Source organism: Kitasatospora sp. NPDC048239 (assembly GCF_043202015.1).
Classification (GTDB): Bacteria; Actinomycetota; Actinomycetes; order Streptomycetales; family Streptomycetaceae; genus Kitasatospora.
The window spans coordinates 58,102-84,725 of record NZ_JBICZP010000007.1; the positions used below are offsets into that span (position 1 = coordinate 58,102).

The 26,624-nt window shown below is 71.7% G+C and carries 19 protein-coding genes and 2 pseudogenes; 13 read left to right on the plus strand and 8 right to left on the minus strand.

Going from position 1 to position 26,624, the window contains the following annotated elements; translation table 11 throughout:
- Positions 1 to 3 precede the first annotated feature (3 nt).
- The 3 genes and pseudogenes from ACGFZP_RS20505 to ACGFZP_RS20515 form a co-directional block, all read left to right on the plus strand.
- Positions 4 to 732 (plus strand): hypothetical protein, encoded by a 729-nt coding sequence (locus tag ACGFZP_RS20505; protein WP_392934799.1) that lies wholly within the window; start codon positions 4 to 6, stop codon positions 730 to 732.
- Positions 733 to 849: 117 nt separating this feature from the next.
- Positions 850 to 1,707 carry an alpha/beta fold hydrolase gene (locus ACGFZP_RS20510; RefSeq protein WP_392934801.1) on the plus strand — a complete coding sequence of 286 codons (858 nt, stop codon included), beginning with the start codon at positions 850 to 852 and terminating at the stop codon, positions 1,705 to 1,707.
- A 63-nt stretch (positions 1,708 to 1,770) separates the two neighbouring features.
- Positions 1,771 to 1,935 (plus strand): annotated as a pseudogene (locus ACGFZP_RS20515) (NAD(P)-binding protein); the annotation flags it as partial.
- Positions 1,936 to 2,071: 136 nt separating this feature from the next.
- On the opposite strand, the gene tsaD reads toward ACGFZP_RS20515, so the two are convergent.
- Positions 2,072 to 3,136, minus strand: a complete 1,065-nt coding sequence (gene tsaD / locus ACGFZP_RS20520; protein ID WP_392934804.1) for a tRNA (adenosine(37)-N6)-threonylcarbamoyltransferase complex transferase subunit TsaD — start codon at positions 3,134 to 3,136, stop codon at positions 2,072 to 2,074.
- A 482-nt stretch (positions 3,137 to 3,618) separates the two neighbouring features.
- Between tsaD and ACGFZP_RS20525 the strand changes: the two genes are divergently transcribed.
- Complete coding sequence (locus ACGFZP_RS20525; RefSeq protein ID WP_392934806.1) at positions 3,619 to 4,692, plus strand: M35 family metallopeptidase; 1,074 nt, start codon at positions 3,619 to 3,621, stop codon at positions 4,690 to 4,692.
- Between the two features lie 520 nt (positions 4,693 to 5,212).
- On the opposite strand, the gene ACGFZP_RS20530 is transcribed toward ACGFZP_RS20525, so the two are convergent.
- A complete protein-coding gene (locus ACGFZP_RS20530; RefSeq protein WP_392934809.1) occupies positions 5,213 to 5,644 on the minus strand; it encodes a winged helix-turn-helix transcriptional regulator in 432 nt (143 codons plus the stop codon).
- A gap of 95 nt (positions 5,645 to 5,739) precedes the next feature.
- On the opposite strand from ACGFZP_RS20530, the gene ACGFZP_RS20535 reads away from it, so the two are divergent.
- From ACGFZP_RS20535 to ACGFZP_RS20545, 3 genes are all read left to right on the plus strand, one after another.
- A complete protein-coding gene (locus ACGFZP_RS20535; RefSeq protein WP_263101148.1) occupies positions 5,740 to 6,090 on the plus strand; it encodes a DoxX family protein in 351 nt (116 codons plus the stop codon).
- 169 nt (positions 6,091 to 6,259) lie between these two features.
- Positions 6,260 to 7,501 (plus strand): IS701 family transposase, encoded by a 1,242-nt coding sequence (locus ACGFZP_RS20540; protein WP_392934812.1) that lies wholly within the window; start codon positions 6,260 to 6,262, stop codon positions 7,499 to 7,501.
- 499 nt (positions 7,502 to 8,000) lie between these two features.
- Positions 8,001 to 9,422: a sulfatase gene (locus ACGFZP_RS20545; RefSeq protein ID WP_392934814.1), complete on the plus strand. Its 1,422-nt coding sequence runs from the start codon at positions 8,001 to 8,003 to the stop codon at positions 9,420 to 9,422.
- A 116-nt stretch (positions 9,423 to 9,538) separates the two neighbouring features.
- Here the strand turns inward: ACGFZP_RS20545 and ACGFZP_RS20550 are convergent, their stop codons facing one another.
- Positions 9,539 to 10,795, minus strand: a complete 1,257-nt coding sequence (locus ACGFZP_RS20550) for an MFS transporter (RefSeq protein ID WP_392934817.1) — start codon at positions 10,793 to 10,795, stop codon at positions 9,539 to 9,541.
- 118 nt (positions 10,796 to 10,913) lie between these two features.
- Here ACGFZP_RS20550 and ACGFZP_RS20555 point away from each other — a divergent pair, with 118 nt between their 5' ends.
- Entirely contained in the window at positions 10,914 to 11,555 is a 642-nt protein-coding gene (locus ACGFZP_RS20555) for a class I SAM-dependent methyltransferase (protein ID WP_392934820.1), read from the plus strand.
- Positions 11,556 to 12,346: 791 nt separating this feature from the next.
- Here the strand turns inward: ACGFZP_RS20555 and ACGFZP_RS20560 are convergent.
- From ACGFZP_RS20560 to ACGFZP_RS20570, 3 genes are all read right to left on the minus strand, one after another.
- Entirely contained in the window at positions 12,347 to 14,254 is a 1,908-nt protein-coding gene (locus ACGFZP_RS20560; protein WP_392934823.1) for a condensation domain-containing protein, read from the minus strand.
- A 196-nt stretch (positions 14,255 to 14,450) separates the two neighbouring features.
- A complete protein-coding gene (gene fabG / locus ACGFZP_RS20565; protein ID WP_392934825.1) occupies positions 14,451 to 15,236 on the minus strand; it encodes a 3-oxoacyl-ACP reductase FabG in 786 nt (261 codons plus the stop codon).
- A 138-nt stretch (positions 15,237 to 15,374) separates the two neighbouring features.
- Positions 15,375 to 16,196: a BTAD domain-containing putative transcriptional regulator gene (locus tag ACGFZP_RS20570; RefSeq protein WP_392934828.1), complete on the minus strand. Its 822-nt coding sequence runs from the start codon at positions 16,194 to 16,196 to the stop codon at positions 15,375 to 15,377.
- 622 nt (positions 16,197 to 16,818) lie between these two features.
- On the opposite strand from ACGFZP_RS20570, the pseudogene ACGFZP_RS20575 reads away from it, so the two are divergent.
- The 3 genes and pseudogenes from ACGFZP_RS20575 to ACGFZP_RS20585 all read left to right on the plus strand — a co-directional run bounded on the left by ACGFZP_RS20575 (position 16,819) and on the right by ACGFZP_RS20585 (position 20,036).
- Positions 16,819 to 17,723 (plus strand): annotated as a pseudogene (locus ACGFZP_RS20575) (IS5 family transposase).
- 53 nt (positions 17,724 to 17,776) lie between these two features.
- Positions 17,777 to 18,301 carry an AAA family ATPase gene (locus ACGFZP_RS20580; RefSeq protein WP_392934831.1) on the plus strand — a complete coding sequence of 175 codons (525 nt, stop codon included), beginning with the start codon at positions 17,777 to 17,779 and terminating at the stop codon, positions 18,299 to 18,301.
- Between the two features lie 1,351 nt (positions 18,302 to 19,652).
- Complete coding sequence (locus tag ACGFZP_RS20585) at positions 19,653 to 20,036, plus strand: flavodoxin (protein WP_392935529.1); 384 nt, start codon at positions 19,653 to 19,655, stop codon at positions 20,034 to 20,036.
- Positions 20,037 to 20,820: 784 nt separating this feature from the next.
- Here the strand turns inward: ACGFZP_RS20585 and ACGFZP_RS20590 are convergent.
- Complete coding sequence (locus tag ACGFZP_RS20590; protein ID WP_392934834.1) at positions 20,821 to 21,537, minus strand: VOC family protein; 717 nt, start codon at positions 21,535 to 21,537, stop codon at positions 20,821 to 20,823.
- Between the two features lie 288 nt (positions 21,538 to 21,825).
- Complete coding sequence (locus ACGFZP_RS20595; protein WP_392934837.1) at positions 21,826 to 22,290, minus strand: Tn3 family transposase; 465 nt, start codon at positions 22,288 to 22,290, stop codon at positions 21,826 to 21,828.
- Between the two features lie 185 nt (positions 22,291 to 22,475).
- On the opposite strand from ACGFZP_RS20595, the gene ACGFZP_RS20600 reads away from it, so the two are divergent.
- Both ACGFZP_RS20600 and ACGFZP_RS20605 read left to right on the plus strand, forming a co-directional pair.
- Positions 22,476 to 23,261: a GNAT family N-acetyltransferase gene (locus ACGFZP_RS20600; RefSeq protein WP_392934840.1), complete on the plus strand. Its 786-nt coding sequence runs from the start codon at positions 22,476 to 22,478 to the stop codon at positions 23,259 to 23,261.
- A 2,124-nt stretch (positions 23,262 to 25,385) separates the two neighbouring features.
- Positions 25,386 to 26,225 carry an NmrA family NAD(P)-binding protein gene (locus ACGFZP_RS20605; RefSeq protein ID WP_392934842.1) on the plus strand — a complete coding sequence of 280 codons (840 nt, stop codon included), beginning with the start codon at positions 25,386 to 25,388 and terminating at the stop codon, positions 26,223 to 26,225.
- The last annotated feature ends 399 nt before the right edge of the window (positions 26,226 to 26,624 follow it).

Genomic DNA, 26,624 nt, shown 5'->3' on the forward strand with positions numbered 1-26,624 from the left:
ACCGTGCAGACCGAGGCAGTGGAGATCAACGTGGTCGTCATCGTGCCGAACCAGGGCGTCGGGCTGTGGATGCTCGGCGCCTTCGTGCTCACCTTCGGCGGCACCCGGATGGTCACCCGGCTGATCCGGGCGGGCCGGGGGCCGTTTCGCAACGTCGAGGTCGGCGGCACCCACGTGCACCACCAGGTGTACGGCATCCTCGCGATGCTGGTGGCGGGCGCGATCGAGTTCTCCTACCGGCCGGGCACGCCCGGGGCGCAGATCCTGGCCGTGCTGTTCGGGGCCGGTGCCGCGCTGACCCTCGACGAGTTCGCGCTGTGGCTGCACCTGGAGGACGTCTACTGGTCGCGCGAGGGCCGCAAGTCGGTCGACGCGGCGTTCCTGGCGGTGGCGGTCGGCCTGCTGCTGGTCGCGGGGTTCAACCCGTTCTCCGACGTCGGCTCGGGCGCGGCCAACCAGCTCGTCTTCGCCGGTCTGATGCTGGTCAACCTGGCGCTGTGCGTCGGCACGATCCTCAAGGGCAAGACCGCGCTCGGCGTCATCGGCCTGCTGGTCCCGCTGGTCGCCCTGGTCTCCTTCTGCAGACTGGCCAAACCGGACTCCCCATGGGCCCGGTGGCGCTACCCCCCGGGCTCGCGCCGCGCCGAACGCGCGCTGCGCCGCTACCCACCCGACCGCCGCACCCGCCTCGACGCCGTCAAGGACTTCATCGGCGGCACACCCCACCGCTGACCTGCCGACCCCTCCGGCGCTGACCCGCCGACCCTCCGGCGCCGCGGCGCTGCGCGCGTCGGCCGAGGGGAACATTCGTCCAAGACCTCGGCCGGTACCGGCGGCAACAGTGGGCCCATGACAGTTTCCGACGGCCGACCGCACCTGAACGGCGGCGCCGAGGCCACCGAGAGTTCCACCCTGTCGCTGGACGACGGCGACATCCACGTGTGCCAGGACGGCCCCCGCGACGCCCCCGCACTGCTGCTCATCCACGGGTCCGCGTCCTCGACCCGCTCGTGGGAGCCGCTGGTTCCGCTGCTGACCGGCTCCCACCGCGTCATCCGGATCGACCTGCTCGGGCACGGCCGGTCGGGCAAACCGGTCGACCGCGGCTACGCGATCCCGGACCAGGCACGCCGGGCCGGCGCGGTACTCGACCGGCTCGGCGTCGAGCACGCCGTCGTCCTCGGCCACTCCAGCGGCGGTGTGGCCGCCACCGCCCTCGCCGAACAGCGACCCGACCTGGTGACGGCGCTCGCGCTGATCAACACCGGACCGCGCCTGGGCGCCTTCATCGCACCGCAGTCCGCCGCGATCGGACCCGAGCAGTGGCCACCGACCGACGAGCAGATCCGCCGGCTCGCGAGCACCGCCTTCAGCCGCGCAGGCTACCGGATCCCACCGGAGCTCCTGGACGAGGTGCGCTGCATGACCCACCACACGCTCACCGCAACGATGCAGGCCACCCGCGCATACCTGGAACAGCAGGCGCTCCCGGGACGGCTGGCGCCCCTCGGCAAGCCGCTCCTGGTGGTCTTCGGCGAGGACGACCGCAGGTGGCGGTCCTCGTCCGCCGCCGACTACCGCGCCGTTCCGGGCGCGCAGGTCGAGCTGCTGCCCGGTCTCGGACACTCGCCCATGCTCGAGGACCCCGCGCGGACCGCCGTCCCCCTGCTGGCCTTCACCACGATCCACGCCGTCCGGGCGGACTGAATGCCGTCCTACGGGCGGCGACGTCCTACAGGCGGACCGAACGGCGGCGTACAGGTGGACCGAATGACAGGGAGGGGTGCCGTGCGGATCCTCGTCTCCGGCGCCGGCGTCGCCGGCCCGGTGCTGGCGTACTGGCTCACCAGGCACGGCTTCTCCGCCACCGTCGTCGAGCGCGCGCCGACCGTGCGCAGGACCCGCGGCCACGCGGTCGACCTGTTCCGGCCCGCCACCAGGACGGCGCGTCTCCACAACTCCATGACCGTCGACGACTATCGGCTGTCGCGCTCCGCCGTGTGACGGGGTGAGGAGTGCTTTCCGGTGCCTTCGTGCTTTCCGGTGCCGGCGCCTTCGTGGTCGCCGGTGCTCACGCCGCGCCGCGGTGGGGGAGCGGGGTGAGCGCCGCGTACTCCAGCGGTGCGGACGGATCGACGGCCACGTCGAGCGGCGCCGGTTCCGCACCCGAGCGGGCGAGGAGGTCGCCGATGGCGGCGATCATGGCGCCGTTGTCGGTGCACAGCCGCAGCGGCGGCACCCGCAGGGTGATCCCGGCCGAGGCGCAGCGCCGCTCGGCCAGCGCCCGCACCCGGGAGTTGGCGGCCACACCGCCGACCACGACCAGGGTGGAGATGCCGTGGTCGGTGCAGGCGCGGACGGCCTTGCGGGTCAGGACGTCGGCGACGGCCTCCTGGAGGGCGGCGGCCGCATCCGGGATGTTCGGCTCGGCGCCGGCGGCCCGGTGCGCCTCGACCCAGCGGGCGGCGGCGGTCTTCAGCCCGGAGAAGGAGAACGCGTACGGGTCGTCCTTGGGGCCGGTGAGCGGGCGCGGGAGCCGGACGGCGCGCGGGTCGCCGTCGAGGGCGGCGCGGTCGATCGCGGGCCCGCCCGGGTAGGGCAGGTGGAGGATCCGGGCGACCTTGTCGAAGCACTCGCCGGCCGCGTCGTCCAGGGTGTCGCCGAGGTGGACGATCCGGTCCCGGGCGAGGTCGCGGACCAGCAGCAGCGAGGTGTGCCCGCCGGAGACGATCAGCACCACGCACGGGTTCGGCAGCGGTCCGCCGTCGAGCGTGGCGGCGGCGACGTGCCCGGCCAGGTGGTGCACCCCGTAGAGCGGCACGCCGAGCGAGAACGCGTAGCCCTTCGCCGCCGCCACCCCGACCTGGAGCGCACCGGCGAGGCCCGGCCCGGTGGTGACGGCGACGGCACCGACATCGGCCAGAGTCAGGCCTGCCCGCTCCAACGCCTCACGGACCACGGGCGCCGCGGCATGCACGTGCGCACGGGCGGCGATCTCCGGCACCACCCCGCCGAACCGGGCGTGCTCGTCCATGCTCGACGCCACCGCCTGCCCGAGCAGCCGCCCGTCCTGCACGAGTCCGGCGCCGGTCTCGTCACAGGACGACTCGATACCCAGCACTACCGGCGATCCCACCACCTTCACCCTTGGCCATCCCTATTGCATATCGCTAGCACTTGCCTACATTGTGCAATAAGCCGAAGGCGGTGGCGGCGAGGGGTGGTGGGCGGTGCGGTCGGGCGGTTACCGGCGTCGGGAGGGGCGTCGGATCCTCGGCCTGACCTGTCACCAGCGGCCCGAGCGGGGGTGGCTTCAGTAGCGCTGTGAGCAGATTGGTTCGGTTTGAGGTGGCTTGACCTCCTGCCGGTCAAGCCCGGTGCGTCGGCCGGCGCCGCGGCGCTCGCGCGGGTCCGCTCCGAGGGCGCGTTTCCACCGTTTCCCTGTCGTCGGACGCCTTGTTGCGTCGTCCAGCGACGCCAGGGGGCGAGAAATCGTGGTGAATCCGGGGGTCGGCGCCCGACAGGAAGCGCGGCGGAGCCAGGTGTCTAATGGGTTGTAGGGGCAAAATCAAGACCTCCGACATCGCATTGAATCCGGCACGAATGCGAGGCGCTTCAATGTTAGAGAACCAGCCCTTCGAGTGCACTCTGCGTGCCCAGCCGCACTACCGGACCGGAGAGCGGATCACGATAGTCTTCGAGATTTTGAACTCAAGCGATGAAACCTATCGCATTCTGCCCGGGGATACGCCGCTCCAGGATCAACCACTCGATTTCCTCTCGGTCAACCACGAGGGAAGTGAAGTCCGGTACGACGGGCCGCTGGTCAGTCGCAGTGACGCGAGCGAGGAAGACTACATCAGCCTTGCGTCGGGCGAGGCCCGCTCGGGCGAGGTGGACATCTCGAAGCTCTATGCCATCCAGCTGCCCGGCGAGTACACGGTCACATTGGACACCGCACTGCACGACGCCTACTCCGCCTCGCGGGAGGCTGCGGCCACTCCCAGGGTCCACCAGCCGCGGGACCTCGAACGAGTCAGTGTGACCTTCACGGTCGAAGCCGGCGATCCGCCGAGGATGACTCTTGGGCAGGCGGCACGGATGGCCGAGCTGGCGAACGAGCCGCCGGGCCGGTTGGCCCGGGAGATCTTCCAGCCGTGGCTGACGGGTGGTACCCCGGCTCAGCAGGCGGAAGTGCGGACTGCCCATGCGCATGCGGTCTTCAAGGTGGGGCAGGCGGTGGATCAACTGGCGATCGGCGGTTACTCCAGCCTGCTCTACCGCACCTGGTTCGGCAACAACGTAAAAATCGACCCGATCTTTGCCCCGATAATGACCTTCGACATCGTCAGAAACGACTTCGCGGTGATCAGGTCGATCATGAACTTCCCCACTTTCCCGGTTCAGACCTATGTCCTCAGTGGGGGGCCGCTATGTCAGCCTAACTTCAATGCCTACACATTCGACAACTCGCGGCTGGTCTACCTGTGTCAGTCTTTCTGGGGGCGCCCCCTGTATACGGCCCCGAATTCGAAGTTCGGGATTCTGATCCATGAGTGGAGTCATGCTGCCGCCCACACCGTGGACGACGCGGCCATGAGTGTTGACGCGTGCAGGATTCTCGCCAACACGAAGCCTGTCAGGGCTGCGTTCAATGCGTACAGTCACCAGTACTTCGCCGAGTTTCTTTAGGGACATCTGGAGCGCTATGGCGAGGGCACCCCGCCGCGGTCCAGCGACCCGGTCACCGTGTAGGGCAGGCTGTCGGCCCCGCGCCTCATGAAGCGGGCTGTCCGACGGGTGGTCGGTAACGGCGTGGTCTCCCAGGCGGCGGGGTGTTGCCGGCGGAGGCGTTCCGCAGGTCCGGACTCGACACCGCGATATCGAATGAGCCGTGCCGTGGAGCACCAGCGTGATCACCACCGCGTTCGAACGCCCGCAAGCCCTGCCCAACCCCGACCGACACCAACGACCACTCCGACGAGCGGCCGTACGCCTCCGGAGTCGTGGAACCCGACGCCCACCCGGCGCAACAGCCGGGCCACGGGCATGTCCACCCTTGTTCCGGCAGGCCGAAGCGGCCTGCCGGACAACCCGACGGACCGTCACGAAAGATCGGGGCTAATACTCCAGCTGTAGTTCTTGATCACTGTTGCGGAGCGACCTGTCGTTGCCGCCGCCCGTCGTCGATCGTGGGTGGCTCATCCGTTGATCAGAAACGGCTCGGGTTCTCATCAACATGGGGGGTCTTCACCGGGGTCGCCTGATCCGCCTCGATGGTCCTGGCCGCCTCGGCTGCTTCCCGGAAGGTGACGACCGCCTCGCCGTTCTCCCGCGCCCATGCGGTGAGCATCCTGATGGGCTCCTCCAGGGTTCGCCCGAGATCGGTCAGGCAGTACTCCACGCGCGGCGGCGCCTCGGCGTACGCGTGCCGCTCGACGAGCCCGTTGGCTTGGAGCCGGCGCAACGTCTGGGTCAGTACCTTGCGCGAAATGCCACCGCTCAGCTCGACCAGCTCGCCGTGGCGCAACGGGCCGTCGGTCAGCGCGAAGAGCGTGACCATGGACCACTTGCTGGCGATGATCTCCATGGCCAGGAGAGCGGGACAGTCGGCGAGGAAGGAAATTCCGGGTCGCAGGCTCATGCCCGAACGTTACCTGGAGGTACCTATCGGCCGCCTATCGTCATCGAGGTGCGCACGCCCCGTTACTCGCATCTCGCACGATTGAGGTTTCAGCCATGTTCGTCTCCCTTGCCGTCGTCACCGTGTTCATGTCGGCGCTTCTCCTGGTATCGGCCGGGGCCAAGTCTCTGCGGACGCGGCACATCACCGAGCAGATGTCCACCCTCGGAGTGCCGCAGAGCATGATGGCTTTCCTGATTGGCGCTCAGATCGCGGGCGCGGCCGGTGTGATCGCCGGACTCTGGTGGGGACCCGTCGGAATCGCCGCCGCGATCGGCCTGACGCTCTATTTCGCTGGGGCGGTCGCCTTCCACCTGCGCGTCGGCGACCGCAAGGGCGCGTCTCCGGCGGTGGTCCTCACTATGGCCTCCGTCGCCCTGATCGTGCTGCGTGCTGCCACCCTCTGACTGCGGACAGCCGGTCTGACGCTGGCCTTGATCGTGCTGAGTGAGGTTGGTCTCCGATGAGGACGGCCACCGTTGATCATCGTGAGTTGTGTCGACAAACGAAGCTCAGCCGGTGGCCGTGGGCCACAGCGTAGATCCTGCTCGGTGGCAATCGGTATTCGAGGGCCTGATGGGCAAGGTGGCGGGCCGGTTCGCCCGGGTGGAACCCCGCCGCCGAGCAAGGGCGTTCGTACTGGGGCTGCTCGCGGACCTGCCAAGGAAGAACTGCTGGACGATCGCCGAGCACGCCGGTAACGCCGGCCCGGCCGGCATGCAGCACCTGCTCAGCCGGGCCCGCTGGGATGCCGACCGAGTGCGTGACGACATACGGGATTTCGTAGTCGAGCACCTCGGCGACGAGGACGCCGTACTGGTCGTCGACGAGACCGGGGACCTGAAGAAGGGCACCGCGAGCGTCGGGGTCCAGCGCCAGTACACCGGAACCGCGGGCCGGATCGAGAACTCCCAGGTCGCCGTCTACCTCGTCTACGCGAGTGCGGCCGGGCACGCCGCCATCGACCGCCGCCTCTACATCCCACGGTCCTGGACTCAGGACCCGCAGCGGTGCCGCTTGGTCGGCATCCCCGACGACCTGAGGTTCGCGGCCAAGCCCGCCCTGGCCACCGAGATGATCGCCCAGGCCCTGGCCGCCGGAGTCCGGGCCAGGTGGGTCACCGGTGATGAGGTCTACGGCGGCGACCCGCACCTGAGCGCCGACCTGGAACAGCGTCAGATCGGCTACGTCCTGGCCATCTCGCGCAAACGGCCCGTCCCCACCCACGCGGGCATCTTCCCGGCTGGCGTGCTGGCCCACGGCCTGCCGAAGAAAGCCTGGCAGCGGCTGTCGGCGGGAGCCGGAGCCAAGGGCCACCGCTTCTATGACTGGGCCCAGGTCGAGATCACCAGCCCGAGCGGCACCTCGGGGCATCGGTGGCTGCTCGTGCGACGCAACCGACGCACCGGCGAACTCGCCTACTACCGCTGCTACTCACCCCGCCCCGTCCCCCTGACCGCACTGGTCAAGGTGGCCGGCCGCCGGTGGACAGTCGAGGAGACCTTCCAAGCCGCGAAGAGCCTGGCCGGACTGGACGAGCGCCAGGTCCGCCGCTGGGTCTCCTGGCACCGCTGGACCACCCTGGCCGTGCTCGCGCACGCTTTCCTCGCCGTCACAGCCGCCATCGAACGGGCCACGACCACCACGACCCCCGAGCTCAGCCTGCTGACCTGCAACGAGATCCAAAGACTGTTCGCAGCCCTGCTCGCACCGGCCCGCGACCTCGCCCACCGCCTGCACTGGTCCGCATGGCGCCGCCAGCACCAAGCACGCTCGCGCACCAGCCACTACCAGCGACAAGCCACCCAACAACCATGAAGATCACGATCTACAGCCGGAGTACTAATCGCCCCCGCGGCATCGGCAATACCGCCGCAACAATTACCCAGAGGTATTGCCAGTGCCTTTGGGTAGCCCCTAAGGTCACTCGCATGGCAGCCGAAGAGATCCTGGCTGCTCGCCTTCACGTCGATTTCGGGCGGCTGGCGAGCGCCCTCTGTACCGCCGGCCCGGCGTGACGGACGGCCGGCGCCCGCCCCGTTGAGGGTGGTGGTCCGAGCTGCGTCCGCCGAGTTCCGTTGGGGTGCCCGCACGGCGTCGGTGGTGAGCCCTCGGTGTGGCCCCCGTTTCCTATCACGCGAATCACCGGTGAATCGACGCGTCCGTGCGTGCTTTCCGTGGCGTAGGAGTACGTGGATCCCCCGCCGGTCTTTCGTGTCACCGACCCGATTCGGGAATCCGCTGTGCGGCGCCGCGTCGCGGGATTAGGCGCCGTGAATGGAATTCCGTGAACACCGAATGCGCGGAGGGAATTTCGATGAGCGAATCGACAGGCGAGAGCCGGTCACAGCAGGTGGGCCGACGGGGGTTCCTCGCGGGAGCGGCGGCGGTGGCCGCGGCCACCGCCGTCCCCGTGGGAGTTCAACTCGCCTCCGCCGGGACCGCCTCGGCCGCGGGCGCGTCCCGTCCGAACATCCTGCTGATCGTCACCGACGACCAGCCCAAGCAGACCGACTGGGCCATTCAGAAGACCATCGACTGGATCGCCGGCCAGGGCGTGAAGTTCACCAACGGCCATGTCGCCACGCCGCTTTGCGCGCCCTCGCGGTCGTCGGTCTTCTCGGGCCGGTTCGCCCACAACCACGGTGTGCGCAACAACGGGGCCTCGCACAGCCTGGACCAGAACACCACCGTGCAGCGATACCTCAAGCAGGCCGGCTACCGCACCGGGCTGTTCGGCAAGTACCTCAACTCCTGGACGCTGGCCGACAATCCGCCGCACTTCGAGGAGTGGGCGCTGCTCCAGCCCGGGTTCAACAACGCCAACTGGAACGTGAACGGCACGGTCCAGACGATCAGCGGCTACACCACCAACATCATCAAGACCCGGACCCTGGACTTCCTGGACCGGTCCGCCACCGACAGCCGGCCGTGGTTCGCCTACGTCACACCGTACGCCTCGCACGAGCCGAACGTGCCGGCGGCCAAGTACGCCGACACGGTGGTGCCCGCCTGGAACGGGCGCCCGTCCGTGACGGAGGACGACCGAAGCGACAAGCCGGGCTACATCCAGGACGCCACCGCCACCCTGGCCGATGCCAAGGCGCTGCGCACCCGGCAGCTGCGGTCCCTGCTCTCCGTCGACGACGCGGTCCAGGCCATCCGCGACAAGCTGGTGGCGCTCGGGCAGCTCGACAACACCCTGGTCATCTACATCGGGGACAACGGCTATACCTGGGCCGACCACGGCTGGCTCAGGAAGGGCGTGCCCTACTCCCCGGCCCACGAGGTGCCGTTCTACCTCTCGTGGCCGGCCGGCGGCTACGGCGCGGGTACGGTCGACCACCGGATCGTCGCCAACATCGACATCGCCCCGACCATCCTGGACGCGGCCGGCATCACGCCGGACACCCCGCAGGACGGCAACTCGCTGTTCTCCACCCACAGTCGCGACCACCTGCTGGTCGAGTGGTGGAAGCAGGGCACGGCGGCCGGCGGCCCCCCGACCTGGTCCAGCTACGTTGCCAAGGACAAGCAGTACACCGAGTATTACCAGCTGCACACCGATGCCGACGGCACGGTGTCCGGCACCGGTCAGGTGAAGTTCCGCGAGTACTACGACCTGGTCGCCGACCCCTACCAGTTGCAGAACCTGCTCTACCAGGCGACACCGCAGCAGGAACAGGCCCTGGGGATACCGGCGTTGGCGGCGCAGCTGGCCGCGGACCGGTCCGCCTGACTGGTCCGCCTGATCGGAGCCGGGCTGCGGTCATGCCGACCGCAGCCCGGCTGGGCGCGCGGCGCCAGGTGGCCGGCCGTCGGTTGTGGCAGGGCAGTTGGCCGAGGGGGCGCGTCCTAGACGGTCACCGGGGCGAGGTCGGGCTGCGGTTGCTGCCGGTGCGCCCGTTTGACGGCGAGCGGTGCGGCGAGGCCGGTCAACGCGAACAGGATCCCCAGGACATACCAGCCAGGACGGCCCCAGGTGATGCACAGGGAGATGATGAGGGTGGGCCCGACGGCCTCGGCCAGGCCGGCCCCGAGGCCGAAGACGCCGAGGTACTGCCCGGTGGCGTGCTCCGGGGCCAGGGCGAACGACACCTCGAACCCGGCGGCGGAGTGCCAGAGTTCGCCGACGGTGTGGACCAGTACCGCGGTGATCAGCAGGGTTGCGGCGGCCCAGGCCGGTATCCCCGCGGAGAGCGAGATCAGCGCGCACGAGAGGAGGAAGGCGCCGCCTGCCCGGCGGTAGGCACGGGCTCCAGCGGGGGCGGAGTCGATGCCGCGGCTGACTCGTACCTGCAGCGCGATGACGATGACCGTGTTGGTGAGCATGGTGCCCGAGATCAGCCAGGGCGGGGCCGTGGTGGCCGCGACGAGCCAGAGCGGGATGGCGATGGTGAGCACCTTGAACTGGATGGCCATGATGCCGTCGAGGGTGGTGAGCAGCAGGTAGGGCCGGTCGCGAAGTGCGCCCCAGCGCGGCCCCCCGGGAGCGGGCCGGGGTCGGACCGCGGGCAGCCGGACCAGGACGGCAGCGGAGGCGACAAGGGCGAACGCATTGCCCACAACCAGCAGTTGGTAGGCGGACTGCGTGCCGACCTGGACGGCCCAACCCGCCAGCAGCGCTCCCAGCGAGATGCCGATGTTGGAGACGGCGCGCAGGTAGCCGCGGAACTCCTGTGGCCGGTCGCCGCCGTAGTGCCGGATGAGCGGGGAGCGGGCGGCCAACCCGGCGGCCTTCGCGCCGGTGGCCGCGGATACGGCGAGGACGAACAGCCAGAAGTCGTCCGCCAGGACGAATGCGGCCGTGGCCAGCGCCTGGACGAGCACGGTGACGACGTAGGCGCCCCGTGGTCCGCATCGGTCGGCCAGGTGTCCGACCGCGATCCCCACGGCGAGCGAGAGTGATCCGGCGATGGCCAACCCGATCCCGACCTGGTCTGCCGGGAGGTGGACGGCCTGGGTGAAGTACAGCACGCCGGCGGTCAGGTACATCCCGCTGCCGACCGTGTAGACGAAGTTCGAGGCGGCGAGCGCCCGTTGGGGGCTGGTGGCTGGGATGAGGTGGGGCATGACGGCTCTCAGCGTCCTCGACTCCAGGTAATAGGTCATCAGGGTTGTTGAACATTACCTGCTGGAGGCTGAACTGTGCAGTCCCTAAGCGATCGTTCCAAGAGGTTCAGTGGCCATAGGTGGTCGGCGCGGACATGGCGCGGCATACGGTGGAGCGATGACCCTGGGCTACTGGAACCACAACGTCCACTACCACCCGCTCGTGCTCGACGCCGTCCCGGAGGGTTGCCGTACAGCATTGGATGTTGGGTGCGGCGAGGGACTGCTGGTCCGCAAGCTGGCCCAGCGGGCGCAGTCGGTGACCGGTGTGGACAGCTCCGGCGAGATGATCCGTCTGGCTCGTGAACGCAGCGCAGGTCTGAGCAGGGTGAGCTTCTCCGAGGCGGACTTCCTCGACGGGGCTTCGTGTGGCCTGCCGGCCGGTGCATATGACTTCGTCAGTGCCGTAGCAGTGGTCCATCACGTCGAGTTCGAGCGGGCGGTCAAGGCCATGGTTCGCCTGCTTGCGCCTGGTGGACGTCTGGTGATTGTTGGCTTGGCCCGAAACCGGACGGCGCTGGACTGGATCATCAGCGGCGCGGGAGTCCCGGCCGCCCGACTCAATGCCCGCCGCCACGGGGGCAAGACCGACCCGGACGGCATGCCCGTCCAGATGCCGACCATGACGTGGGGCGAGGTTCGCGCGCAAGCGATCCGGCTACTGCCCGGGAGCCACTTCCGCCGCCATCTGCTGTGGCGCTATTCGCTCGTCTGGGACAAGCCTGCCGACGAGACGAATCTGGTCGTGACCGGCGAATAGGGTCGGACTCAGGGATGGCCTGCACTCGGAGACGAGGGGTTCCAACATCAGTGTGTGAGAAGGGAGTTGGGCTCCCTCGCGGCCGCGCGCTACGTCAAGACCGGCGATCTTCCGAAGGATTTCCCGCAGCTCGCCCCGTGGCGGCCGACTGTGGGTATATCGCGCCGCGGCTCAGCGACGCGGAGCTGGTGGCCTTGGCGATGATGCAAGCGAAGCTCGGCTTCACCCCCGCGGCGCGGTGGCTGCGGCACGCCCGCGCCCATCCGAGGCGTCTGTTTTCCCTATCTTCCCCAGCAACCCGGCTACAACAGGCGGCTGTGCAAGGCTGGCGAGCTTGTCCGGCGCGTCACGCGCGTGTCGGCGGTCGACACCACATTGCGGACCGACGACGTGTGGGTCGTGGAGTCCAGCGGTCCTGACGGCCGTTCGCGCGCGGGAGGGTCACTCACGAGGCCAACGCCCATGGCCCGTACGGCCGGGTCATCTTCACCGGGTACGGGACGACGTGGTTCGGCTGCGATGTCGCCGAACGTGCCGCGCGGGCGCTGCTCGGTCTGCTGCTGGAGATGCCCCTGACCGCTCCAGGGCGGTGGGCGACCCGAGGGAATGCGGCTGGCGGCTGTGAGCGGGCATGCGTGGGTCGACCCTTGAACGCCTGGGCCCCTCGGCGCCGCGGCATGCGGGGCAGGCTCGGAGGACTGCCCCAGGTCACTGCGGAGACGGCATGCGGTACGTCGTCAAAGCCGTCCGGGGACGGCTGCCAGGTCGCTGCGGGGTGGTTGCTCGGCGGGTCAGTCGGTGGCGGGTGGTGGCGGGGTGGTCTGGAGGAGGGCGGTGATGGTGGTGGCGGGGTTGGTGTGGTGGGGGAACGCGCGCAGGAGGTTGGTGTAGTGGGTGAGGAGTCGGGCTGTGGTGTGGCGGGTGTGGTGGGCGCGGTCGTAGGTGGCGGTGACGGTGAGGGTGCCGTGGGTGTCGTGATGGGTGGTGAGGGTGAGGGGGTAGCCGGTGAAGGTGCCGACCGGTTGGGGCGTGGTGGTGTGGATGCCGTGGCTGTGGGCCTCATGGGCGGCGGGCGGCGGGTGGTGGTGGGTGATGAGGGTCTGGGGCTGGAGGTGGACGGGGTTGTGGTGGTGGGCTTGCTGGGCGGTGGTCCATTCGTAGGGGGTGAGGTCGAGCACGGTGTCGCGCAGGGTGCGGAGGAGTTGGGGAATGGTGGTGGTGGGGTGGATGGCGACGGTGATGGGGTGGTGCGTCTGGAGGGGGCCGGGGAGGTGCTCGATGCCGGGGAGCGGGATGGTGCGTCCGGTGGTGGTGATGGCGAAGCCGACGTGGGTGGGTCGCGGAGGTGCCGGGGGGTCGGGCTGCGCTGCGTGGTGGAGGAGGAGGGCCCAGGCGGCTTGGAGGGCGGTGCTTTCGGCGCTTCCCCAAGTAGCGGCCCAGTGACGGAGCTTGATGGCTTCGTAGGGGCTGAGGTGTTGGCGTTGGCGGATGGGTCCGGTGCCGGCTCCGGTGGTGGCGGTGGCGGCGTGGTGCCTGATGGGGTGGACGGTGGTTGGGGGTGGGGTGTGGGACCAGTAGTGGTGGGCGGCGGCGGTGGTCTGGGTGGCGAGCCAGCGGGCGTGGTCGCGGATGTCCGGACGCCGCTCGCCGCCGGGGAGCGTGCCGTGGTTGTGGTACGCACGGTGGAAGGCGCGTAGGAGCAGGTGGGCGCTCCAGTTGTCGATCATCGTGTGGTGGTAGGTGAGAAGGATGCGGGTGGGGGGAGCATCGTCGGTGGTGGGTTGGCCGGCGGGTGGGTGGAGCAGGGTGGTGCGGAGAAGAGCGGGTTGGCGGAGGTCGAAGCCCCGGCGAAGGTCGGCTTCGAGCAGCTCGTTCCAACCGAGGGCGCCGTGGAGATGATGGGTGATGTCCGGTTCGGCGTGTTCGTGGAGGACGATCCAGGCGTCGTCGGGGCGCGGTGGCGGGGTGTCGGTGTCGCGGGTCCAGTCGAATGCGGCGCGTAGGACGGTCTCGTGTTGGTAGACGGACTGCCAGGCGGTGGTGAAGCGTTGGGCGTCGAGCGGTCCGTGCCAGTCGAAGGTGAGCTGTTCGACGTGTCGGCTCTCGCTGCGGGGTTCGTTGCTGGTGCTGAGCAGTTCCAGCTGTGCGGGGCTGGGGCGCAGGGTGGCGGCGGCGAGTTCGGTGTCGAGAGCGTCCTCGATGTCGGTGAGCAGTTGTTGCCAGGATGCGGAGCTGGTACCGGCGTTGGCGCTGGCTTCGATGTCGATGTCGATGTCGGTGGCGGGATGGGTGGCGAGGGCGAGGAAGAGGCGCTGGGTGGTGGTCGCGGGGGAGCGGTGCTCGTGGATGAGCAGGGCCCGCATGCGTGTTCCGGTGTTCGGGGTGAGGCTGCGTCCGAGGTCGGCGAGGGCCTGGTCGAGCTCGGTGGTGCTGTCGATGTGGCGTTCCCAGAGCAGGGACGCCGACGCATCTGAGGGGTTGTCGCGCGCGCTGTCGGGCTGAGTGGTGGCGACGGTGTGCAGGGCGGCGGCGAGCGCCCGGTGGTGGCGGGGGTGGCGTAGCTCCAGCAGGACGAACTCGCATCGCCGGGCGTCGGGGTAACTGCCCTTGGTGGGAGCCGGGTTGTTGGAAGGCCTGCCCGTGCTGATAGGTGGTTGGGTGGCGCGGCGGGTGGCGGCGTGGGCGAGGGCCGCGTTCACGGCGGCGGTGTTCAGAGGCCGCGGGGGGCGGGGGGCCGGTAGGCAGGAGGGGCCTGGGGTGGTGGCGCTGACCACCACGGTGACCGGCTTGCCGGCGAACTGTCGGTGCGTCATTGGTCTGTTGGGGTGTCGTCGTGGTGGGCGGGTTGCGGGGGGCGCCTCTGCTTTCGGCGTTGGTTGTGGTGGTGGTGGGTGTTCATGGGGTTCCTAGTCCGCCGCAGACGTTGAGGGCTTGGGCGGTGATGCTGGCGGCGGTGGGGGTGGTGAGGTAGCCGACGAGGGAGGCGACTTCTTCGGGGGTGGTGTAGCGGCCGAGGGGGATGCGGGATTCGAATTGTTGGCGGATGTGGTTGGGGGTGGTGTGGAAGGCTTGGGCCCAGCCTTGGTGGACGAGGGTGGCTTGGGGTGTTTCGACGTAGCCGGGGCAGACGGCGTTGACGGTGATGCCGGTGGGGGCGAGTTCTTTGCCGAGGGCTTTGGTGAAGCCGACGACGCCGTGTTTGCTGGCGGTGTAGGGGGCGCCGAGGAGGACGCCTTGTTTGCCGGCGGTGGAGGCGATGTTGATGATGCGGCCGGTGGGGGTTTGGGTGATGCCGCCGTGTTTGAGGGTTTCGCGGGTGACGAGGAAGACGCTGTTGAGGTTGGTGTCGATGACGTCGTACCAGAGTTCGTCGTCGGTGTCGGCGGTGATGCCGCCGCCGCTGCGGCCGGCGTTGTTGACGAGGACGCTGATGGGGCCGAGTTGTTGGGTGGTGGTGGTGATGAGGGCGGTGACGGAGGTGTGGGAGCGGACGTCGGCGGTGGTGCCGTGGGCGTCGTGGCCTTCGTTGCGGAGTTGGTTGATGGTGGTGGTGACGGTTTCGGGGGTGCGGGCGCAGATGAAGATGCGGTGTCCGCGTCGGCCGAGTTCGCGGGCGACGGCGAGTCCGATGCCGCGGGTGGCTCCGGTGATGAGGGCGACGGGTTTGTTGTCGGGGTGCATGGTTTCTCCTTTCGGGGGTGGTGCGGGGTAGGGGTTTGTGGGTGGTGGCGGGGGGGGGGTCTGGTTTTGGTTGGTTGGTGCGGGGTGTGGTGCCGGGGTTGGGCTGGTGCTGGTGTTGTGTGTGTTGGTGGTGGGGTGTTAGGCGGCGTAGAGGTTGTAGGTGTGGGTGGTGGTGTGGGTGGTGGTGTGGAGGTTGGGGTCGGTGGTGAGGATGGCGTGGTGGAGGCGTTGGAGGTGGGGGGTGGGTTCGATGCCGAGTTCGTGGTTGAGGTGGTGGCGGAGGCGGTGGTAGGTGGTGAGGGCGGTGGTTTGGCGGCCGGATCGGTAGAGGGCGAGCATGGCTTGGGAGTGGAGGCCTTCGTGGTGGGGGTGGCGGGCGGTGAGGTCGGTGAGTTCGGGGAGGAGGTGGGTGTGGCGGCCGAGGTGGAGGTCGGCGTCGATGCGGCGTTCGAGGGTTTGGAGGTGGGTTTCTTCGAGGCGGAGGGTTTCGATGGTGAGGATGGGTCCGTGGGGGACGTCGATGAGTGGGGGGCCGTGCCAGAGGTTGAGGGCTTGGCGCAGGGTGTGGGCGGCTTGTTCGGTGTTGCCCTGGTCGTAGGCGTGTTGGCCGAGGGTGGTGAGGCGGTGGTATTCGTGGGCGTCGGTGGTGTGTGGGGGGGTGTTGAGGAGGTAGCCGCGGTGGGTGGTGGTGAGGATTTGTTTGGGGGTGGGGTGGTGGGGGTGGTGTTGGGTGGCGTGGTGGAGGTGTCGGCGGAGGTGGAGGATGTAGGTTTGGATGGTGGTGAGGGCGCGTTTGGGGGGTTGGTTGGCCCAGATTTCTTCCATGAGGGTGCTGGTGGGGATGATGCGGCCGGGGTTGAGGGCGAGTAGGGCGAGTATTTGGCGTTGTTTGCCGGCGGTGGGGACGATGGTCGTGCCGTTGATGGTGGCGGTGAGTGGGCCTAGGACCCGTATTTCCATGGTTGTTCTCCTTTGGGGTTTGTTTTTGGTTGGTTTCTCCGGGTGCGGGTTGGCTGTGGGTGTTTTTGTGTTGTGCTGTTTTTGTGTTTGAGGTTTGTGTCTGCGCGTGTTGTGTCCGTGCGGGTGTTTGTGGTCGTTTGTTGCCCGTGTGTTGTGTGTGCCCGTGCCGGTGTTTTGTCTGTGCGGTGTCGGGGTGTTGCTTGTGCGGGGTGTGGGCTGGGGGGTGGGTGTTTTGCGGCGGGGGCCGCGGGCCGGGGTGGGGAGGGGGTGGGGGGCTTTTTGGGTTGGTTCGGGTGTGCGGGTTCGGGTGTGTGGGTGGGTGGTTGGGGTGTGGGGTGGGACGCGTCGCACCTTAGCCCGCTGGGGGGTGTGGGCCGGGTTTTCTCGAGTGCCTGTCGAGTTGGATTCCGGTTGTTGGTTGGTTGGTGTTCTTCCGGGTGTGGTGCGGCCGGGTGGGTGGTGTGTCCTTGGTGGCGGGGTTCGGGCTGGCGGGTGCGGTACGGCGCCCTCGGCGGGGGTCGGCGGCCGGTCGTTGGGTCGGGTGTCGGGGCGCGGGTGACGTCCAGGTCCTGTCCGGCGGATCATGTGACGGTCGCCTCGTGTGGGGGTCATTGTTCGGTTTGTGGGGCGGGGTGGTCTGACGAATGACGGGTGGGCGCGACTTGCGTCCCATCTGCCGAAGTCCGGAGGCCGGGGCGGGTGTTGGAGTGACCACCGAACAGTGATCAACGGGATCTTGTTCCGGATCCGTACAGGGGTCCCTTGGCGGGATCTGCCGAACCGGTTCGGGAGCTGGGAAACGGTCTGTGGGCGTCACCGCCGGTGGTCGGCGGGCGGCACCTGGGATCGGATCGTGCAAGCCGTCCAGACCGATGCCGACGCCCGGGGCCGGATCGACTGGAGCACGGTGAGCGTGGACTCCGCCTCGTGCCGAGCCCGTCAGCACGCTGGCGGAGCTCCGCGCAGGACGCCGTGAGTTCCCGAGCGGAGGTCAACACCTCGGCAGCACCGCCCCGGCGAGGGGCCCGGCCGTTCGAGGGGCGGTCCGACCTCCGCGGGCCACCTTGCCGGGGAAGGTGGTCTGCGCCCTCCGGCGCTGCTGGTCACTCCTGGTCGGTGGGGCGACGGTCCGCAGCTGATCCCCGTCCTCGAGCGCATCCGGGTAGAGCGCCTCGGCGGTGGGCGTCCACGCGCTCGTCCCGACCGCTTGGGCGGCGATAAGGCGTACAGCTCCCGCCGTAGTCGCCGCCGCCTACGCAGACGCCGGATCGAACACACCGTCCCGGAACCGAAGGACCAGGGAGCCGACCGCAGGCGCCGAGGGGGCCGGGGGGGCCGAGGGGGCCGGGGAGGCCGGCCGGCCGGCGGGCTTTGACGAGGAGGGGTACAAGCGCCGCAACGAGGTCGAGCGCACGGTCGGGGCGGCTCAAGCACCTCCGCGCCGCGGCTACGCGCTACGGCAGGCGGGCCTACGTCTTCCACGGCACTGTCACCGTGGCGTCCCTCCGCCTGTGGCTCAGCCCGTGACCGGGCGGGTAAAGCGGTGGCTTCCTGATTCGCTTCCCTGCCACGATCTGGGGGTGACCACGTTGTTCCTGATGGTCGGCCTGCCAGGGGCCGGGAAGACCACACGGGCTCGGCAGCTCGCCGCAGAGCACGGCGCGCTGCGTCTGACGCCCGACGACTGGATGATTCCCCTGTTCGGTGAGGCGGAGGCGGGCGGGAAGCGCGATGTGCTGGAGGGGCGCATGCTCTGGCTCGCCCTGGAGGCGGTCAGACTGGGCACCGACGTCGTCGTGGACTACGGCTGCTGGTCACGGGACGAACGGTCCGCGATCCGCTGGCTGGTGGAGGCCGAGGGGGCGTGCTTCCGCATGGTCTACCTGCCGGTGGACGAGGAGACCCAACGCACCCGTATCGCCCACCGCTGGGCGACCACCCCCGAGGAGACGTTGCCGATGTCCGAGGCCGACATCCTGCACGGGCGCGCGCATTTCGAGGAGCCCGGCGCGGCGGAGCTGGAGGGCCGCAGGGGCGCCGGCCCGCCGCCCGGGTGGGTCGACTGGCGGGAGTGGGCCGCCGACCGGTGGCCGTCGTTCGCGTGACTGCTGCGGCCCACGACAGCTCGGCCGTACCGGGCTGCCTGCACCAGCCCGAGATGATCCGCCGGACAGCCCCTGGTCAGTTTTGTGGTGTGTGTGGGCGGGTGGGTGCGGCATGGGGCGGCGTGGCGTGCGTGTGGGTCCCTCGCGTTGGAGGGGCGGCTTGAACTGTCCGAGCCGGCTCATGCGGTCACCGGGTGGCCGGTGGCGGGACCATGGAGGTCTGCCGAAGGATCGCCGGGGTGCGGCGGGCGCCTGTGCCGGCTCCGTCGGAGGCGGTTGCCGGGGCGGAGCGTGTCGTCGGGTTGACCGTGCCCGTGCTTGTCCGGCGTCTGGACGCCGGGGTGTCCAGCGGCGGCTTCGGCCCGGCCGACGGGGTCCTGCCGGTCGTTGTGGGGTCGTGGCGGGGGCACGCCGCAGTGCCCTGCGGGAACGGGCCGGATCCCGGCGGGCGGGTGCCTGCGGGTGTTGTGCCGTTCTACGGCTGGGGCTGCGCGATGTGGTCGGTGATCGGCTTCCGCGATGCGGACGGCGGGATGTGGACGGCGCGGTGTGGTCCGGCGCGGTGGTGGCTGTTGGCCGCAGGGGGCTGCCCTCGCCCGGTGGCTGGTCGCCGCAGTGGGCGGGCGGGGGGTTGCGCTTCGGCTGGCCGCACGGGGCGGCCCGGAGGGCGGGTGGCGGCGGCCGAACGCACCGGCCGGCGGCCGGGAGGGCTGAGGGCGGCCGCTGTGAGGCCTTCATCGCGCCGAGCCGCGTTCGTCTGTACGCGGCTGAGCGCTTCAACAGGCAGGCGGGCATGCGGCGGTGGGGGCGGTCGGGGGCCGGCCCGTGCGGGGTGCGCGGTCTTCTTCGGTGTGGATCGGGTGGGTGGGGGGCATCGGCCCGGGGGCCTTGTTCGGATCGGCGCCGGCGGTGGGCGGGCCGTTGGGCGGTTGGGCGTCTTCGTGCTCGGCGGTGTGGTGGGCGGGTGTCCGGGGGGCGTTCACCGGGTCGTTGGTCCCCGGTGGCGGCGCGGGGGGCGGTCTTGCGGCGGCCGGCGGCCGGTGGGGGCGGGGGCGGTCTTGGGCGGGTTGGCCTGGGTCGGGTTGTGCCGTTGGGAGCGTTGTCCGGGGCGGTGTTTTCTGGCGGCGGGCGGGGCGGCCCCGTCTTTTTTGCGGGTGGGGCCGGGGTGGGTTGGGGGGTGGTGTCTGTGCGCGGGACGGGGGTGGTCTTGTGGGATGGGCCGGGTGGGTGTGGGGTTGGGTGGTCGGGGTGTGTTCGGGCGGGGTGTCGGTGGAGGGGGTTTGTGGTGGGCGGGGCTTTGATCGTTTGTGCGTCGGTGTCGCATGGGAACACGCGCAGGGTCGCCGAGGTGATGGGGGAGGTGTTGGGGGCGGTGGTGGTGGAGCCGGAGGAGGCCGGCGGTGTGGAGGGGTATGACCTGGTGGGGTTCGGGTCGGGGATCTTCTCGCAGCGCTTCCATCCGCGTCTGCGGGGGTTCGTGTCCTCGCTCCCGCGGCAGCAGGGGCGGGGGCGGGCGTTCGTGTTCGCGACCAGTGGTCTGCCCGGGCCCCGGTTCGCGCCGATGGAGCGGTTGTTGACGGGCAGGGGTTTCGAGGTGGCGGGGACGTTCTCGTGTCGCGGGTTCGATACGTGGGCGCCGTTCAGGCTGGTCGGCGGGATCCGCAAGGGGCGGCCGGACGCGGGCGACCTCGCGGCGGCACGGGAGTTCGCGCAGGGGTTGACGCACGCGGTCTAGGGCGCCGGGCCTCGTGGCCGGTGGGTTTCATCGGCTGCGGCGTCCCGTTCGGCGGAGGTCCCGGTCTGGGCCCGCTTGACCCGCCGGCGGGTGGCGGCGGCCGGCACGGGGTGGTCCGGGCTCCGGCGCGGGGCCAGCGGGGGAGCCCTTTCGGACACGCGGCCCGTCGACCCGGTCGGCTGTGGCGCGGGCGCCGGGGCGGCCGGGGCGGCTGGGGCGGGCCGTGCGCCCGCCGGCGGCCGCTTGTCGGCCGTGTGCATCCGGCGCCCGCGCCCGGGGGTGGGTCGCGGGTGGGGGTGGGGTTCGGCCGGCAGGGCGGCCGGCTGCCGGTCTGCGGGTCAGGGGGTGTGCCGGGGGTGGCGGGGGCCGGCTGTCGGTGGGGTGTCTGACGGCGGCCTCCATCTCGCCGGTGTTGGCGCCCGGTGCGGTGTCGCTGCCCCTCAGGCACGGCCCGCCCGGGGGGCCGGTGTGGTGGAGGGTGTGCTGTGCGCCGGCGGCGAAGGGATGGCCGTTGCCGGTCACGGCGATGAGGCCGGCGTGTGCGGTGCGGCAGATGCCGTGCGGCTGGCCGGGGTCCTGGGAGCAGACGGCGGGGCCGGTGCATCCGTCCGGTCCGACGGTGTAGGCGTCTTCCCGAGGGGCGCCACTGCCCGGTGGCGGTGATCTCGAGGGCCTCGCCGGTCGCGGCAGCTCATGAAGCATGATCGCCGCACGTGGGCCTCCGGACGGCGGACTGTGTCACAGGCGGCCGCCTGTGACACACAGCCCGCCCGGGAGCCGTCTCCTACCGGGATGTCTGTACGGAGAACTCGTTGCCGTCGGGGTCGAGCATCAGCACCCGGCCGCCTTCACCGTTGCCGGTGCGCCTCGCGCCGAGCGAGACAAGGCGGTCGACTTCCGCCTCCCGGTCGGCGCCGGCGGGCAGTGCCAGCTCGAAATGCAGCCTGTTCGGGCCCGTCTTCGACGCCACCGGGGGACCGCCCCACGTGATCTTCGTACCGCCGTTCGGCGATTGGATTGCGGTCTCCTGGTCCTGGTCCCAGACCAGCGGCCACCGCAGCGCCTCGCTCCAGAAGTAGCCGACTTCCCGGGTCCCGTCGCAGGCCAGCGCGCCGATGAAACCGGTGTCGGCGAGGAACCTGTTGCCGGCCCCGATGACGCAGAACTCGTTGCCGTCCGGATCGGCGAGCACCACGTGCCCCTCTTCCGGGAGCTGGCCCACGTCGATGTGCTCGCCGCCGAGTTCCAGCGCCCTGGCCACTGTGTGTTGCTGGTCTTCCGCGGAGGTGCTCGTCAGGTCGAAGTGTGCCCGGTTCCGGCCGGTCTTCGGCTCCTGGCTCGGCAGGAAACGGATACGGAACCCGGCGGCATCGGGGGGCAGGATCGCGACGTCGTCGTCCGGACCGCCGGCCGGCTCCCAGCCCAGGACCCCGGACCAGAACCGTGCCAGGTCCGACGGCCGGGTCGCATTGAAGCAGATCGCGAACAGTTGACTGGTCATACCCTGTGCTTCTCCGATCCACTGACGGTCGATACGGGGCGTCGACCCCCCGGGGGCGCAGCCTAAAGTGCGACCGCGGCATCCGCATTCGAGTTTCCGCCGAGGGGATCCGGGCCCGGGCGGTGTCGGCGCCCGTGCGGACCGGCACCGTCGTTCCCGGCACGGCTGGGCCGGCCCCTCATACCGGGGTGGTGGCCGGTCCGCCCTCGGGGGTACGCGGCGCGGGCACGGCGGCGGCGCGGGCCGGGGCCAGGCCCAGGCGGCTGTTCATGTCGGGCTCGAACCGGCCTACGGGTTCACGTGGGTCCACAACAGCGCGGACAGGCCGCGCCGGTCGGCGCCGGTGGGCCGGTCGGCCCATTCCGGTCCGGCCGGGACCTGCTGGATCGGCAGGGCGGTGACGTGGACCAGCGCGGACTGAAGCAGGTGCAGCCCGGGCATGCCGACCCCCGTGCTCTCCCGGTCCTCGCCGGTGGGACCGCCGTCCTTGCCGTGGAACAGGCCCCTGTTCGCCGGGTTCCCGTTCTCCACCACTTGCAGTGGCTCGTCGACCTCCCGGCGCAGGCCCCCGCCCGCCAGGCGGTCGCAGACGAACGCCGTACGCGCCGCCCGCCCCAGCTCCCCGACCGCCTGGAACGCCGGGTGCTTCCGGCCGCCCCGGGCGGAGCGCCGCAGCACCTGCCCGGCCTCCGCCGTGCCCAGCCGCAACGCGGTGGTGTCCTTCACGAGCTGGTCGTACTGCTGGGCGATCAAGCCCCAATGACGTCCCCGCAGCCGGTGCCCGGTGCGCCCCGGCGGTACGTTCCGGTGCCCGGTGTGCGTCTGCCGGTGCGCCCCGGCTGCGCCTGGTGCCTGGTGCCTGGTGGGGGGTGGGGGGTGGTGTCGTGGCCGGGGGAATGCGGTTGCCCGGGGGGTGCGGGGGATGGTGGAGTGGCAGGATGGATCATGAAGAGTTGCTGGCCCTGTACGACCGGCGGATACGGCGCGGGGCCCGTGCCGACGCCCCGGACACCCGGATCGAGCACACGCCCGGCGTGGTGCGCCAGAGCGGTTCGCCCAGCGCCTGGAACGGCGTCCTGTTCAGCGACCTCGACGAGGACGCGGCGGACGCGGCGATCGCCGAGCAGATCCGCCACTACACCGCACTGGGCCAGGACTTCGAGTGGACCCTCTACGCCCATGACCGCCCGGTGGACCTCGCCGCGCGGCTGAGCGCGGCGGGCTTCACCCCCGAGGACACGGAGACCCTGATGGTCGCCGAGATCGCGGCGCTGGCGCCCGCCGCGCCGCTGGAGGGCGTACGGATCGAGGCGGTCACCGACGAGGCCGGCATCGACCGGGTCGTCGCCGTCCACGAGCAGGCCTTCGGTACCGACGGCTCCCGGCTGCGCCGGCGGCTGCTCACCCAGCTCACCGCCGCCCCCGACGTCCACAGCGCCTACCTCGCGCTGGCCGGGAAGGACGGACACGAGGTGGCGGTCAGCGCCGCCCGGCTGGAACTGCGTCCGGGGACCGGCTTCGCGGGCCTGTGGGGCGGGGGCACCCTGGAGGGCTGGCGCGGACGGGGCGTCTACCGCGCGCTGATCGCCCACCGCGCGCGGATCGCCGCGGACGCCGGCTACCGCTACCTGCAGGTCGACGCCTCCTCCCAGAGCCGCCCCATCCTCCAGCGCCTGGGCTTCGCCGCCCTGACCACCATCACCCCCTACCGCTACGAGCCCTGACCCCGCCCCATCCCGGCACCCCCCTCGGCGCCATGGGGGAGAGCGGCCCTCGTTCGCCGAGGCACCCCCCGTGGGGCCGGCACCTTCGCGGCCGGCCCGGACAGCGGCTGCGGCGCCGTCCGCGCCGCACCGCCCGCCCCGGGGCAGGCGCGGCCCCGTCGAGGACGCGGGGGTATCCGGATCAGGGGCGCCGAAGCGGCGCCTGCGCCCCGTCCTGCGAGAACGCGCCCCTGCGGGCCTCGCAACCCGCCTGCCGGTGCCCGCCGCGATGACGGCGGCGCAGCGGATGCGGGGGAGCGGCCGCGGGTGCCCGGGGCGCCGGTGCCGGTCGCAGACGACACGGCGCCGGATTTCGCCGGTGCCCTGGACGGAGGCGGCCGGGGACGCGCGCGAGGCCCCCGTCCGTACGGCGCCGGTCCGCACCCCCCGGGCCCGGGGCCGCCCCGAAAGCCCTCCGGGGCCGGGGCCGTTGCCGCCCTCATCGCGGCGCGGCGCCCGGACGGTGGACCGTTCCGCACCGCCCGCACCGCCCGCAGCGCCCGCAGCGCCCGCAGCGCCCGCAGCGCCCGCAGCGCCCGCAGCGCCCGCAGCGCCCGTAGCGCCCGCAGCGCCCGTAGCGCCCGCAGCGCCCGCAGCGCCCGCACCGGCGACGGCCCCGGCGGGCCCTGCGGTCAGCGCCGCCCCGGCTGGAGCGGCGCCCCGGGGAGCGGTTTGCGGGCCTGTGGGGCGGGGGCACCCCGGAGGGTTGGCGCGGGCGGGGGCGCCTGCCGCGCCCGGACTGCCCACCGCGCGCGGATCGCCGCGGACGTCGGCTGCCGCTGTCTGCAGGCCGGTGTTCACCGCCGGTCCGCGGCGGCTTGCCGCGCGGGCGCTCGACCCGGGCGGGCGCCGCGCAGCCCGGGCCCGCAGGCCTCCGGCAGGGGCGGCCCGGGCGGCCCGGCACGGCGCCGCAGCGCAGGCCGCCTCCGGCCCCGTCCCCGTACCCCGGCCCGTTCCCGTACCCCGGCTCTTCTCCGGGCCCCGGTTCGTCTCCGGACCCCGGCCCCGTCCCCGTACCCCGGCCCGTCTCCGTACCCCGGCCCGTCTCCGTACCCCGGCCCGTCTCCGTACCCCGGCCCCGTCTCCGGGCCCCGGCCCCGTCTCCGTACCCCGGCCTGTCCCCGGACCCCGGGCCGGGCCCCGGGAAGAGCCGCCGCGCTGCCTCCGAGCCGGGCAGCGCGGCGCCACCGCGCGCACGACAACCCGGGGCCGCGGCCCCGGACAGCCCCTCCGGCACGGGCGGGGCCCCCGCTGGTGCCGGGCCCGTGTGCGCTGTGCTGTGCTGTCCGTGCCGCCGCTGTCCCGCGTGTGCCCGTGCCGGGCCTGTCCGGGTGCGCCCGGCCTGTCCGCGCTGTCCGGGCTGTCCGGGCGCGCCGTGCCGGTGCCGTGTCCCGTCCGGGGTGCGCCCCTGGCCCCTGGCCCCGGTCCCTGGCCCCTGGCCCCGGTCCCCGGTCCCTGGCCCCTGGCCCCGGTCCCCGGCCCCTGGCCCCGGTCCCCGGCCCCTGGCCCCGGTCCCCGGCCCCTGGCCCCGGTCCCCGGCCCTGGCCCCGGCTCCCCGGCCCTGGCGGCCCCGGCACCCGGGGCGCCGGCCCGGACCCGCTCCGGCACCGGGGGCGCGCCCCTGGCACCCGCCACCCTGGCCCCGGCACCCGGGGCGCCACCCCTGCCCCCAGGGCCCCGGCCCCGGCCCCGGCCCCGGCACCCCGGCCCCGGCACCCCGGCCCCGGCACCCTGGCCCCGGCCCGGCCCGGCCCGGCCTCCGGCCCCGGTGCCCCGGTGCTCGGGGTGCGGGCGGTGCGGGTGGTGCGGGTGGTGCGGCGGGTGGGTGGGTGGTCAAGGCCTGCTCAAGGGCTGGTGTACGCCTGCTGGAGGGGGTCTGCCACCGGTGGGCGGTCCGTGCTTTGATCGCAGGAATGAAGCCCCGGCCGCACGTCCGTCCATGACCGCGCGTATCGCGGCGCCCGTGTTTGGGCGCACCCCGTCCGACATCGGCGAACACCCTCTCGCGGGGCCGTAGACGCACGGACATGGACCTGAGCTCGGCGGCTATGGCCCGTCCTCTCAGAGTGGATTTGACTGGTTGCCATGACACAGAACCCGCAGAACTCCCCGACTCCCGCCCGTACCGTCCTGGTGATCGGCGGGACCGGCAAGACCGGGCGCCGGGTGGCCGAGCGCCTGGCGGCGCGCGGCCACAGCACCCGGATCGGCTCGCGTTCCGCACCGGTGCCCTTCGACTGGAACGAGCCCGCGACCTGGCCCGCCGCCCTGGCCGGCGTCGATGCCGCCTACATCACCTACTACCCCGACCTCGCCTTCCCCGGCGCCGTGGAATCGGTGGGCGCCCTGTCCCGCCTGGCGGCCGAACTCGGCGTCCAGCGCCTGGTCCTGCTGTCGGGACGCGGCGAGGAGGCCGCCGAGGCCGGCGAACGCGCCGTCCAGGACGCCGGCACCCAGTGGACCATCGTGCGCTGCGCCTGGTTCAACCAGAACTTCAGCGAGAGCTTCTTCCTCGACCCGGTCCTGTCCGGGGAGCTGGCCCTGCCCACCGGTGACGCCGTCGAGCCGTTCGTCGACGCCGACGACATCGCCGACGTCGCCACCGCCGCCCTCACCGAGGACGGCCACCACGGCCAGGTCTACGAGCTGACCGGTCCGCGCCTGCTCTCCTACGCCGACGTCGCCGCCGAGCTGTCCAAGGCCACCGGACGCGAGATCCGCTTCAACGCCGTCACCGTCGAGGAGTACCGCGAGGTCCTCGCCCGGGCCGGCCTGCCCGGGGAGTTCGCCGACCTGTTCACCATGATCCTCGACGGCCGCAACGCCCACCTGTCCGACGGGGTGCGCCGCGCGCTGGGCCGCGAGCCCCGCGACTTCAGCGACTTCGCCCGCGAGGCCGCCGCCACCGGCGTCTGGAACACCTGACCCGACCGCACACCCGCACGCACACCCGCACGCACGCTTGCACCGCACGCACCACCGGCCGGGCCCGCCGGTGCGCCCGCCCCGCCCGCCCCCGACACGGACGCGGCGCGGCCGCACCGGCCCCGACCGGCCGCCACCACCGCACCGCCCGGCCGCCGCCACCGAACCGCCGGCGCCCAACCGCCGCCACCGCACCGCCACCGTCCGACTGCCGCCACCGAACCGCCGGCGCCCAACCGCCGCCACCGCACCGCCACCGCCCGACTGCCGGTACCGGGCCGCCGAACCGCCACCGCCCAACCGCCGCACCGCCACCGCCCGACTGCCGGTACCGGGCCGCCGAACCGCCACCGCCCAACCGCCGCACCGCCACCGCCCGACTGCCGGTACCGGGCCGCC